The sequence below is a fragment of the Pseudodesulfovibrio karagichevae genome (genome assembly GCF_041414475.1).
Taxonomy (GTDB): Bacteria; Desulfobacterota; Desulfovibrionia; order Desulfovibrionales; family Desulfovibrionaceae; genus Pseudodesulfovibrio; species Pseudodesulfovibrio karagichevae.
On sequence record NZ_JBGLYH010000090.1, the window covers coordinates 1 to 12056 of the forward strand.

General features: G+C 65.2%; 12 protein-coding genes. 1 reads left to right on the plus strand and 11 read right to left on the minus strand.

The features are described 5' to 3' along the window. Positions 1–163: 163 nt before the first annotated feature. From AB6M95_RS18365 to lptE, 4 genes are read right to left on the minus strand one after another with little or no spacing between them, the layout of a single operon-like run. Positions 164–436 (minus strand): acylphosphatase, encoded by a 273-nt coding sequence (locus AB6M95_RS18365; protein WP_371388201.1) that lies wholly within the window; start codon positions 434–436, stop codon positions 164–166. Continuing rightward, complete coding sequence (gene radC, locus AB6M95_RS18370) at positions 437–1126, minus strand: RadC family protein (protein WP_371388202.1); 690 nt, start codon at positions 1124–1126, stop codon at positions 437–439. It abuts the gene before it with no gap. Positions 1127–1128: 2 nt separating this feature from the next. Next, positions 1129–2124 carry a DNA polymerase III subunit delta gene (locus AB6M95_RS18375; RefSeq protein WP_371388203.1) on the minus strand — a complete coding sequence of 332 codons (996 nt, stop codon included), beginning with the start codon at positions 2122–2124 and terminating at the stop codon, positions 1129–1131. Positions 2125–2139: 15 nt separating this feature from the next. Then, positions 2140–2637 carry an LPS assembly lipoprotein LptE gene (gene lptE, locus AB6M95_RS18380; RefSeq protein ID WP_371388204.1) on the minus strand — a complete coding sequence of 166 codons (498 nt, stop codon included), beginning with the start codon at positions 2635–2637 and terminating at the stop codon, positions 2140–2142. A gap of 155 nt (positions 2638–2792) precedes the next feature. Here lptE and AB6M95_RS18385 point away from each other — a divergent pair, with 155 nt between their 5' ends. Continuing rightward, entirely contained in the window at positions 2793–3335 is a 543-nt protein-coding gene (locus tag AB6M95_RS18385) for a cysteine hydrolase family protein (protein ID WP_371388205.1), read from the plus strand. 105 nt (positions 3336–3440) lie between these two features. On the opposite strand, the gene leuS is transcribed toward AB6M95_RS18385, so the two are convergent. The 7 genes from leuS to AB6M95_RS18420 all read right to left on the minus strand — a co-directional run bounded on the left by leuS (position 3441) and on the right by AB6M95_RS18420 (position 11858). Beyond that, the gene (gene leuS, locus AB6M95_RS18390) at positions 3441–5942 is read right to left on the minus strand and encodes a leucine--tRNA ligase (RefSeq protein WP_371388206.1); all 2502 of its coding nucleotides are present in this window, start codon (positions 5940–5942) and stop codon (positions 3441–3443) included. A gap of 50 nt (positions 5943–5992) precedes the next feature. Further along, positions 5993–6442, minus strand: a complete 450-nt coding sequence (gene nusB / locus AB6M95_RS18395; RefSeq protein ID WP_371388207.1) for a transcription antitermination factor NusB — start codon at positions 6440–6442, stop codon at positions 5993–5995. Positions 6443–6445: 3 nt separating this feature from the next. Beyond that, positions 6446–6913 (minus strand): 6,7-dimethyl-8-ribityllumazine synthase, encoded by a 468-nt coding sequence (gene ribH, locus AB6M95_RS18400; RefSeq protein ID WP_371388208.1) that lies wholly within the window; start codon positions 6911–6913, stop codon positions 6446–6448. A gap of 76 nt (positions 6914–6989) precedes the next feature. Beyond that, the gene (locus AB6M95_RS18405) at positions 6990–8201 is read right to left on the minus strand and encodes a bifunctional 3,4-dihydroxy-2-butanone-4-phosphate synthase/GTP cyclohydrolase II (protein WP_371388209.1); all 1212 of its coding nucleotides are present in this window, start codon (positions 8199–8201) and stop codon (positions 6990–6992) included. 248 nt (positions 8202–8449) lie between these two features. After that, positions 8450–9223: a GGDEF domain-containing protein gene (locus AB6M95_RS18410; RefSeq protein WP_371388210.1), complete on the minus strand. Its 774-nt coding sequence runs from the start codon at positions 9221–9223 to the stop codon at positions 8450–8452. Between the two features lie 131 nt (positions 9224–9354). Beyond that, complete coding sequence (locus AB6M95_RS18415; RefSeq protein ID WP_371388211.1) at positions 9355–10086, minus strand: glycosyltransferase; 732 nt, start codon at positions 10084–10086, stop codon at positions 9355–9357. A gap of 1112 nt (positions 10087–11198) precedes the next feature. Continuing rightward, the gene (locus AB6M95_RS18420; protein WP_371388212.1) at positions 11199–11858 is read right to left on the minus strand and encodes a riboflavin synthase; all 660 of its coding nucleotides are present in this window, start codon (positions 11856–11858) and stop codon (positions 11199–11201) included. Positions 11859–12056: the final 198 nt, after the last annotated feature.

Below are 12056 nucleotides of genomic sequence, written 5' to 3' on the forward strand. Positions count from 1 at the left end.
ATTTGAAAGAGTGCGAATTCAGGTTTAATTACGGCTCCCCAAAAGAGCAGTTATCTATCCTGAAAAAATGGATAAAAAGGCACAACGCGGCATAGTTATCTATGTCAGCCCCAAAAGTTTAGGAGGGTGAGAGGGGATGGGGCGGCCGGGGGCATCCTCTGCGTCAGCGGCGGACCGAGAAGTCGGGGAGGGGGGTGTCGGTGTCGGAGCGGCGTGATTCTATGGTGGTCACGCGGGCGAGCGGCGGGCCTTGCCAGAGGTGCGATTCGAGCCGGTCGAGCTGCTCGTCGGTACCGTGGGCCAGGACTTCCACGGCCCCATCGGGCAGGTTGCGCACCCAGCCGGTGACGCCGAGGGCTCGGGCGGTTTCGCGGGTCCAGCCCCGGAACCAGACGCCCTGGACCCTGCCCCGGACGATGGCGGCCATCTCGCGCATCTAGAGCCTCCCGAATTCGTTGAAACTGTAGTAGTCGTGGTCGGTGACGATGATGTGGTCGCGCACGTTGATGTCGAGGCTGGCGCAGGCCTCGGCCACCTTGTCGGTCAGCAGGATGTCTGCGGAGGACGGGTCGCTGCCGCCGCCGGGGTGGTTGTGGATGAGGATGACGTTGGTGGCTTCCAGGCGCAGGGCGGCGGCCGCGATCTCGCGCGGGAAGATGGCGGTGGCGTTGGTGGTGCCCCGGCTCATCTGTTCCCATTTGATGATCCGGTTCTTGGTGTCCATGAAGACCGCCCAGAACTCCTCGGTGTCCTTGTGTCCGAGCCGGGCCATGGCCGCGCGGGCCAGGGCGTCGGGGTCGCTGACGGTCTGGCCGCGCCGGGCGTCGGCCTCGCCCAGGCGGGCGTGGAGTTCCTGGAGCAGCGCCCATTGGCTCTGTGTGGCCGGGCCCAGTCCCTTGATCCCGTCGAGCTGGTCGGGCCGGGCCAGGACGGCCTCCTTGAGGGAGCCGAAGCGGTCGATGAGCGTTTTGGCCAGCGGCTTGGTGTCGCGCCGGGGCACGGTCAGGGCCAGGAGCAGTTCGAGGATTTCGTAATCGGCCAGGCCGCGCGGATTGTCCTCGAGCCGGGCCTTGAGGCGCTGGCGGTGGCCGACGTAGTGGGGGGCGTTCTCGGGCTTGGCGGGCATGGTCAGTACCGTCGGGATTGGGCCTTGGGCTGGAACAGGTCGATGAGCCCGGCCATGAGCATGTCCAGGGCCTCTTCGTATTTGCGTTCGCCGGTCTTGAGCGAGAGTTCGGCCTCCATGGCCAGGTCGATCATCCGGGCGATGCCGCGCGCGCCGAGGCGTTTGGCCAGGGGGGCCTTTTTCTGGAGCATGTACGGGCTGCCCGCGGCCTTGCCGCCGTGGGCCAGGAGCCAGTACATGCGCGCCTGGCTGGCCAGGAACCCGATGAGGTTGAAGAGCATCTGGTCCTTGGCGGACTTGGAGTGGTCGTCGATGACCCGCTTCCAGACCGAGGCCTCGGCTCCGGGCTGGGCCAGGGCGTCCATGAGGTCGAAGAAGGGCATCTCGCCGGTCCGGGCCACCAGGGAGACGTGCTCCTTGCGGACCACTTTCTCGTCGCCCGCGGCCAGCTCGATCTTGTCCAGCTCCAGGCGGGCGGCCACGGCGTCCGTGGGCAGGGCCATGGTCAGGGCCTGGCCCGCGCCCGGCTCGAAGGTCAGTCCGACCTTGGCGGCCCAGCTTTTGACGAAGTCGGTCAGGGAGCGCTGGTCCAGGCCCGGGGATTCCCAGACCCAGCCCGCGTCGCGGGCCTTCTTGTAGAGCCCGCGCCGGGACAGCGCCGGGGGGATCGGGGCCTTCTTGCCCTTCCATTCGCCTTCGAGGCAGAAGATGGGGAAGATTTCGCGGCCGAGCCCCTTGACCGAGGCGTCCAGCTTGTCCCACTGGTCCGCCTTGAGCGCGTGGGCGCGGCGCAGGACCAGGGCCTTGGGCTGGGGGAAGAGCGACTTGATGGTCAGGTCGGTCCAGAAGGCCGGGGGCAGGGGATCGTCGTCATCGCCCCAGAACGGCTTGGTCTCCCAGCCGTCCTGACCGGAACCCTTGAGGCGTTCGTCCACCTGGGCCTTGATCAGCTGGGGATCGGGGCAGATGAGAAAGAGGTATCGGGGGCGTTCGGCCATGGGGGGTTCCGTGGGCTAGTAGTCCTGGGTCATGCGGTCGGCCAGGACCTGGATGCCGCGCCGGGTGACCTCCATGTCCGCTTCATGTCCGTTGCCGTAGTCGTAGGGCCAGTTCTCGGAGATCTGGCCCGAACTCCAGAGCAGGGAGCTGTCCGTGGCCGAGCGGATGGTCGCCGTGAACTGGAAGATGGCCTCGGAGAGCAGGGTCTGGTCCTTGGCGCCCTCCACGGCGGTGGGCCGGTAGTACCGTTCTATGTCGATGGTGATGAGCGCGTCGGCCTTGGCCTGGTCGTCCACCCAGGTGATGGTCCCCCGGTTGTGCAGTTCGTCGCGCAGCAGCTTGCGCAGGCGCGGCTCGAGCCAGGCCAGGGTGGTCGGGTTGTTGATTTCTTCCACGGCCACGGTGCGGAATTGCGGCTTGAGCACGGAGGAGCCGCCTTCGCCGAAGGAGTAGCCGCACCCGGCCAGTAGGGCGAGGAGCAGGAAAAGCGCCGTATATCGTAGCAGGGACATCAATTTCTCCAGGGGTTCAGTGATTGGGGAACGATAAAGGGATTCGCGGCAAAGGTCCAGCGGAGCGGCGGCCTATCCCCGCGTTCAGCGGTTGACGTGCAGGGCGCGATGGTGGGAATACTGCTTTTCCGTAGTTCAACCGCAAGGAGCAAACCATGTCCGAGACCGTCCTCGTCGTCATCGACGTCCAGAATATCATGTTCGAGACCCCCGGCATGCCCCCGTTCGAGGGCGGGCGGGTGCTCGAAACCATTGCCGGGCTCATCGCTTCGGCACGCGAAAACGGCGTGCCCGTCCACTACGTCCAGCACACCACCGAGGGCGCGGGCAGCGAGTTCGAGGCCGACAGCCACAACTGGCTCTTCCACCCGGCCATAGCCCCCAAGCCGGGCGACACCGTGTCGCGCAAGCACTCCTACGACGCCTTTTGGAACACGGATTTCGAGGCGATCCTCGGCAAGCTGGGCGCGCGGAAGCTCGTCTTCTGCGGCCTGCAGACCGAATGCTGCGTGGACACCACCGTGCGCAGCGCCCTGGCCCACGGCTACGAATCCGTGCTGGTGGGCGACGCCCACACCTCCTACGACAACGGCGTGCTGACCGGCGAACAGATCGTGGCCCACCACAACCAGACCCTGAACCGCCGGTTCTGCAAGGTGATCATGTCCAAGGATTTCAGCTTCGCGCAACGGGGCTGAGGCGGCCGAGGGAGGACGCATCTTTTCATCCGCTCTGCGCGGCGGCCCCAAAAAAGGCCGGGAGGTTCACCCTCCCGGCCTTTGTCGTTGCGATAATCGGTCAGGCTAGCCGACCACGATGTTGACCAGCTTGTTGGGGATGACGATGACCTTGCGCACGGTCGCGCCTTCCATGAACTTCTGGACGTTCTCCAGGTTCATGGCCAGCTTCTCGACCTCGTCCTTGGGCGCGTTGTTCGGGGCCTCGAACTTGCCGCGCACCTTGCCGTTGACCTGGACGACCATGGTCACCTGGTCGAGGACCAGGGCCTTCTCGTCATAGGTGGGCCAGGGCTGGGCGGTCAGGTTGGCGGTGTGGCCCAGCGCGGCCCACAGCTCTTCGCAGATGTGCGGGGCCACCGGGGAGAGCAGGGTCACGGCCGTGGCGATGGCCGAGGACAGGGCGGCCGGGTCGGTCTCCCTGAGCTCGTCCTTGACCTGGTAGAGCTCGTTGACCAGCTCCATGATGGCCGCGATGACCGTGTTGAACTGGAATTCGTTCTCGATGTCGCGGGTGGCCCGGCGGATGGTGTCGTGCTCCTTGAAGCGCAGCGACTTGGCCGCGTCGGACGCGGGCGCGCCGTGGGAGGCCGGGGTCATGGGCGTGAGCACGTCCTCCAGCTCCTCCACCAGCCGCCACAGGCGGGACAGGAAGCGGTACGCGCCGTCGATGCCCTGGTCGGACCACTCCAGCTCTTTGACCGGCGGGGAGGCGAAGAGGATGAACAGCCTGGTGGCGTCCGCGCCGTACTGGTTGATCATGGCGTTGGGGTCGACCACGTTGCCCTTGGACTTGGACATCTTGCCGCCGTCCTTGAGGACCATGCCCTGGGTCAGCAGGTTGGCGAAGGGTTCGCTGTTGGTCACGTAGCCGCAGTCGCGCAGCGCCTTGGTGAAGAACCGGGAGTAGAGCAGGTGCAGGATGGCGTGCTCGATGCCGCCGATGTACTGGTCCACGTTCATCCAGTAGTTCAGGTGCTCCGCGCCCAGCGGTTCGCTCTCGTTGCGCGGGTCGCAGTAGCGCATGTAGTACCAGGAGGACTCGAAAAAGGTGTCGAAGGTGTCGGTCTCCCGCCGGGCGGGCTTGCCGCATTTCGGGCAGGCGCAGTTGACGAACTCCTCCATGGCCGGCAGGGGCGACTTGCCGTCCTTGCGCACCTGGGCGTTCTCGGGCAGCAGCACCGGCAGGTCCTTCTCGGGCACCGGGACCACGCCGCAGTCGTCGCAGTAGATCACCGGGATGGGCGCGCCCCAGAACCGCTGCCGGGATACGTTCCAGTCGCGCAGGCGGTAATTGACGGCCATCTTGCCCTTGCCGGACTTGTCCAGGTGCTCGACCACGGCCTTCTTGGCGTCCTCGTTGGGCATGCCGTCGAAGTCGCCGGAGTGGATCAGGAAGCCGGGGGCGGAGTACGCCTCGGTCAGGGTCGCGGCGTCGAGTTTCTCGCCCTTTTCCTGCAGCTCGGGCGGGTTGATGACCGCCTGCTTGGGCAGACCGTACTTGGTGGCGAATTCGAAGTCGCGCTGGTCGTGGGCGGGCACGGCCATGACCGCGCCGGTACCGTAGCCCATGAGCACGAAGTTGGCCACGTAAATGGGGATGTCCTTGCCGGTCACCGGGTTGACGCAGTACTTGCCGGTGAAGACGCCCTCTTTCTCCAGGTCGTCGGCCCCGCGCTTGATGCGGTCCATGTTCCGGATGTTGGTCACGAAGGCCTCGATCTCGGCCCTGTTCGGAGCGTCGGCAATGAGCTTCTCGACCATGGGATGCTCGGCGGCCACGGACATGAAGGTCGCGCCGTAGAGGGTGTCCGGCCGGGTGGTGAAGACGTCGATGGTTTCACTCATGTCCTTCACCTGGAAGGTCAACTCAGCGCCGTAGGACTTGCCGATCCAGTTGCGCTGCATGGTCAGCACGCGCTCGGGCCAGCCGCCCTCCAGGGTCTCGAGGTCCTTGAGCAGTTCGTCCGCGTAGTCGGTGATGCGCAGGAACCACTGCTCCATGTCCTTCTGCTCCACCTCGGAGTCGCAGCGCCAGCACAGCCCTTCCTCCACCTGCTCGTTGGCCAGCACGGTATTGCAGGTCGGGCACCAGTTCTGCGGGGAGTCCTTGCGGTAGGCCAGTCCCTTTTCCAGGAACTTGAGGAAGAACATCTGCTCCCACTTGTAGTACTCCGGACGGCAGGTGGCCAGCTCGCGCCGCCAGTCGTAGGAGTAGCCCAGCCGCTGGAGCTGTTCGCGCATCTCGGAAATGTTCTGGTAGGTCCAGGTGGCCGGATGGGTCTCGTGCTTGATGGCCGCGTTCTCGGCGGGCAGGCCGAAGGCGTCCCAGCCCATGGGGTGCAGGACGTTGAATCCCTGCATGGTCTTGAAGCGCGCCACCACGTCGCCGATGGAGTAGTTGCGCACGTGCCCCATGTGGATCTTGCCGGACGGGTAGGGGAACATCTCCAGCACGTAGTACTTGGGCTTGGACGGGTCGGTCTCGACCTGGAAGCAGCCGGACTCCTTCCAGATCGCCTGCCATTTCTTCTCTATGTCCTCGGGGGAGTATTTGCCTAATGCCATGATGGTTGTATCCTAAATATGGTCGTTTCGCTTTGCCGGGCGGCCGGGGATCAGGCCCGTTTCGAGGTCTTGGCCACGCCGTCCAGGATGCCGTTCACGAAGGAACGGGACTTGTCGTCCCCGAAGATCTTGGACAGCTCGATGGCCTCGTTGATGGCCGCCTTGACCGGGATGTCGGTGAACAGCATCTCGTACAGGGAGAGGCGCAGGATGGACAGCTCGACCATGGCGATGCGCTCGATCTTCCAGTGCTGGGAGTGGGCCTCGATGGTCTTGTCGATGTCGTGCAGGTTCACGTTCACGCCCATGACCAGGTCGCGGGCAAAGGCCCGCGCGGTGTCGGATTCCTGCTCCAGAACCATGGGGTTCAGGTCGAACAGGGTGTCCATGTCCTGGGGATTGTCCTTGTCCAGGAAATGCGTGGAGTAGAGCACCTGAAAGGCCAGGGTGCGTCCCACACTGCGAATGCCGGGCCTGTTGCCCTTTGATTTCGAACCCATGAGTTAGAGCTGCTCCAGGACGCGAACGGTCTCGAGCAGGGCGGAGGCGGCTTCCACGCCCTTGTTGCCCGCCTTGGCGCCGGCCCGTTCGATGGCCTGGTCCAGGGAATCACAGGTCAGCAGGCCGAAGCCCATGGGCACGCCGGACTCCATGGAGGCGTGGGCGATGCCCTTGGCACACTCGCTGCACACGTAGTCGAAGTGCGGGGTGCCGCCGCGAATGACCGCGCCGAGGACGACGATGCCGGCGTACTTGCCCGACCGGGCCAGTTTTTGGGCGGCGATGGGCAGCTCGAAGGCGCCGGGCAGGCGGATCAGGGTCAGGTCGTCCTCGGACGCGCCATGGCGGACCAGGTAGTCCACGGCCCCGGAGATCAGGCGGTCAACGATGAAGTCGTTGAATCGGGCGGCCACGATGGCGATCTTGAGTCCCTTGGCGTCCAGCATCCCTTCGATGGTCTTCACGGACATGGTGTCTTCTCCTACTGTATGAAATATATATCGGTGTATTAAGTTATCGGTTCCCCAAAAGTCAACTTGCCGGGCCCTAGTCCTCGCCCACCTTGAGCAGGTGGTGCATCTTGTCGCGCTTGGTCTTGAGGTAGCGTTCGTTGAGCTGGCAGGCGCCGACCTCGATGGGCACGCGCTCGACCATTTCCAGGCCGTAGCCCTCCAGGCCGACCATCTTCTTGGGGTTGTTGGTCATCAGGCGCATCTTGGACACGCCCAGCGCCACCAGGATCTGCGCGCCGGTGCCGTATTCGCGCATGTCCGGCGGGAAGCCGAGCTTGACGTTGGCCTCGACCGTGTCGAGCCCCTGGTCCTGGAGGTGGTAGGCCCGGATCTTGTTGCCCAGGCCGATGCCGCGCCCTTCCTGGCGCATGTAGACCAGCACGCCCTTGCCCTCGTTGCGGATCATGCACATGGCGTCCTGCAGCTGGGGGCCGCAGTCGCAGCGCAAGGAGCCGAACACGTCGCCGGTCAGGCACTCGGAGTGCACCCGCACCAGGGTCGGCTCGTCGGGATGGATGTCGCCCATGTACAGCGCGATGTGGGTCTTGCCGTCGGCCTCGGAGTGGAAGGCGGCGGATTCGAAATTGCCCCAGCGGGTGGGCAGATGGGCCTCGCCCACCTTGGTCACGGACTTGCCGTCGAACTTCATGCGGTAGGCGATCAGGTCGGCCACGGAGCAGATCTTGAGCCCGTGCTTCTTGGCGTAGATTTCCAGGTCGGGCATGCGCGCCATGGTCCCGTCCTCGTTCATGACCTCGCAGATGACCGCGGCGGGCTTGAACCCGGCCAGGCGGGCGATGTCGCTGCCGCCCTCGGTCTGGCCCGTGCGCACCAGCACGCCGCCGTCCTTGGCCCGCAGGGGGAAGATGTGGCCCGGGGTGACGATGGCCTCGGGACCGGCCCCGTCGGCCACGGCGGCCAGCACGGTGGTGGCCCGATCCTTGGCCGAGATGCCGGTGGTCACGCCCTCGCGCGCCTCGATGGAAACCGTGAAGTTGGTGCCGAAGCCGGACTCGTTCTTCTTGGTCATCAGGTCCAGGCCGAGATTGTCGGCCATCTCGTTGGACATGGGCAGGCAGATGAGCCCGCGCGCGTGGGTGGCCATGAAATTGATGATCTCCGGCGTGACCGCCTCGGCCGCGCAGACCAGGTCGCCCTCGTTCTCGCGGTCCTCGTCATCCACCATGATGATCATTTTGCCCTGGCGGATATCCTCAATGGCTTCTTCGATTTTGCAAAGGGACATGCTTCTACCTCGATGATGGTTTTACCCTGGAAGGGTGCGAAAAACCCCGCCCGACGCCATCCGGCGGGGAACCAATGTACTTAGCGTAAATGGCCCCGCTGGGGAAGGGGAAAATTCCCCGTCGAAAGCGTATGTATATCAGATGGTTGTTAAAAAGCAGGAACAGGGGGCGGTCCGGCCCGTTCCGGCGGCTCCCCGCAAGTATAGTCACTCAGAAGCCGTTGGCAACGGGCGAGGGCAAAGGGCGGTCAGACCAGGGTGAGCTGGCGCTCGTGCTCGGCCACGTGCATGAGCACCTGGTTGCGGCCGTTTTTCTTGGCGCGGTGCATGGCCCGGTCCGCGGCCACCACCAGGGCGTCACGCAGGGAGCCGCGCTCCGGGTGGATGGAGGCGAGGTCGGCAACGCCGCAGGAGATGGTTACCTTGACCTCCGGCCCCTCCAGGCTGATGTCGTTGACCTCCACGACCACGCGCAGCTTCTCGGCGGCCCGGACGGCGCGGACCGCGTCGGTCTCGGGCAGGATGATCATGAACTCCTCGCCGCCGTAGCGGGCGACCACGTCCGAGGTGCGGATGTTGGCGGCCAGCAGCCGGGCCACCTCGGCCAGGGCCAGGTCGCCGAGCGGATGGCCGAAGGAGTCGTTGACCTGCCGGAAGTGGTCCAGATCGACCATGACCAGGGAGAGCTTGTTGCCGTAGCGCGTTGCGCGGGCGATCTCCTCGTCCAGCCGGTCGAAGAACCAGCGCCGGTTGGGCAGGCCGGTCAGGTCGTCGTGGGTGGTCAGGGTGGCGATCTTGTCGTGGGCCCCGTCGAGCAGGCGCATGAGCCGGGTGGCGCAGGCCAGGGCGATGCCCAGGATCAGGCCCGCGGCCAGGAACACGGCGGCCATGGTGTAGCTTTGGTCGTGCAGCAGGGCGACAGGGAGCAGGGCGAAGACGACGACGGTCACGGACAGGCCGCACTGGACCAGGAAAATCCGCCAGGCCTGTTGTCGCAGGCGGCCTTTGAGGGGCTGGGTCATGCTGACTTCCTTTTTTCGCTGATAGGCTTTCCGGTATCGTACCCGGATCACGAAAAAAAGGAAAGAGGGCGCACCCCTACGTCGCCCGGCAGGGCCGGGCGACGCGGGTGGCGGCGATTTTGCGCAAGGGGCTAGGCCAGGGCCAGGCTCGGGGCGCGGCGGGTGCGGGGTCGGGAAAGCGGCGTGCCGCGTTGGCCGACGAGCCCGTCGAGCAGGTCCTTCTGGCGCGAGGACAGGGCCGCGCGGTCCAGGCTGCGCCCGGCGTCGAAGATGCCGACCACCTCCTCGATGACGGTCACGCTGCGCGCCCGATGGTGCCAGTCCGCCATGTTCCGCTGGCAGGAGTCGAACTCGCCGTGGAAGCGCCAGCCGCCACAGCGGTCCACCACCAGCCTGCGCGACAGGCACATGCACAGCAGGTCCAGGTTGCCGGGCCTGACCAGGGGGCCGTCGTCGAAGACCGGCAGCCAGGGCTGGCCCAGGGCCAGCTGGGCGTCGATGCGCCCGATGACCATCTCGGCCTCCCGGTGCCGCATGTAGCGGCTCAGGGAACACGGCTTGAGCACGTTGTCGTCGTCCAGGAAGATGATTTTTTCCCCGCTCGAGAGCTTGAGCAGGGTGTCGCGGACCCCGTGGCCCCGGTTGCGGTCCCTGGGCAGGTAGAAGGTCCGGACCGGGTAGGCGCAGTCCGGGGCCTTGCCCCTGGTCCCGTCGAACCCGATGAGAATTTCCAGTTGATTGCGCTCCAGCCCGGCGAAGCGGGCCGCCCGTTCCACGGACGAGACCGCGTTTTTCAGGGCGTTCGGCCGGTTTCCGGCCGAGGGCGTGATGATCGAAAACAGAATATCGCCGTCCATGGCCATACCGTTGTCTCCCTCCCGCATCCATGCGGGGTTGGCGGGGCAGGCATGCCCCTGTGATGCTTTTTGAAAGGCCGGGAAGGTCCCGGCGCTTCCTTTTACGTATCGGCGGGGGAGCTGTTTTGTTTAGGGGGCGCGGGGGAATTTCTTTGTTTTTGCGATGGTGGGGTTGATTGGAGATATTTTGGGATTCCGAGTTGATATGATGTGGATAAATGGCGAGGGAGGGGCTTTGCTCCGTGGCGCGGAGAAGAGCGCGCCTGCGGCGCGAGAGCCGTCGTGCGGGGCTGCGCCCCTGCACTTGCTCCATGCCCTGCGCGGGCGGCGGTTCTTTTTTGCTTGCCCAAAAAAGAACCAAAAAAGGGCCTTGCGCGTGGTGTGGCCGCCCGAGGGATCGTCGGCGAGAATCCGATCCGCTCGGGGCGGCTCCACCCCGGGAAAAGTAGAGGGCGCGCCTTTCCGGAAGGCGAGCCGCTTTGGAAGTACGCCGGGTCCCGTGGGGAGAGCCGCCACCCCTTCGCGGTCGGCTTCTAGGCCGTCGATCCAGGGCTCGAGCCAGTCTGCTCCTCTTCGGTCTTTCGGATGTGGCGAGCGTGGATTATCGGGAGGGTGTACTTCCGTTTGTGACGCCCTGCAAAGAGAGCCGCTGTTGGACGCGGGGCGTCCAAGGCGCTCCACTGAGCTTGGAAGGGCTGGGGGCCGAGCGTGATGACGGGCCAAACGCGAGGGGCTGAGACAACTTACAGCGACGGACAATCGGAAGCGGGGCCTAGAGCCCGTCTCGGGCGGCGAAGCGCAGACTGGATCGCGTCCGCGCAGCGGACATCTATCCAGCCAGCGAGAGCCGCCTACGGGCTCTTGGTCCCGCTTCCGCGAGCTAGCCCAAAGGCGCAGTTTTTGCTTCCTTTTTTCTGCGCCAGCAAAAAAGGAAGTCGCCGTAAAGGCGAAACACCAAGTAAGGAGAACGCACGCTCTCCCACCGCGCATGCGCGCAAACAAGAGGCGTTCCCCAGGCCCGCCGCCAGGCGGGACCGCATCACTCGCACCACGAAAAAAGCACGCCCGAAGACGTGCTCTTCTTCCCCGCGTTTCGAGGGGACCACGGAACTGCTCGTCTAGAAGCCGTTCTTCCGCAGATACTCCATGGTGATGCCGGTGCCCGGCTCCCCGCTCTCGGAGCCGCCGGTCCACGGTTGGACCATCCGCTCCACGTACTTGCCGATGAGGTCGGTTTCCATGTTGACCCTGGTGCCGGGGGTCCAGCCGGAGATGGTCGTGACCTTCTGGGTCTCGGGAATGATGTTCACCTCGAGCCAGGTGGGGGCGCAGGCGTTGACCGTCAGGCTGATGCCGTCCAGGGTGACCGACCCCTTGGGGATGACGTAGCGGCCGTGGGCCGCGTCGAAGGCCAGGCGGTAGATCCTGGACTCGCCCGCCGGGCGCACCTCGGCCACCTCGGCCAGGCAGTCCACGTGCCCGGCCACGATGTGCCCGCCGAAGCGGTCGCCCATGGCCATGGCCCGCTCCAGGTTGACGGTGCTTCCCGGCCGGAGGAAACCCAGGCTGGTCACGGACAGTGTCTCGCGGCTGGCGTAGCAGGTGAACCAGCCGTCGGCAAAGGTCTCCACGGTCAGGCAGGCCCCGTTGACGGCGATGGATTCGCCCAGTTCGATGTCGGCCAGCTCGAACAGGGGCCGGATGCGGAAGCGCGTCTCGGATCCCCTGGCCTCGGCGGCCTCGATGCGGCCCATGCCCATGATCAGTCCGGTGAACATATGAAATACCTCGTTTCAGGCGTTGGATGCGGCCGTTGTAGCAGGCCGGGGAGCGAGTGTAAATCCGGGGGCTAGCTGTGAAGTTATAGGAGGTTGTTCACTCGGCCCTAATCGGTCAAATTGTGTTTACGAAGACGCAATTGCCGAAAGGAGGACCGAGTGAACATTCATGCCAATGCCAGATTGACGCCGATTCGT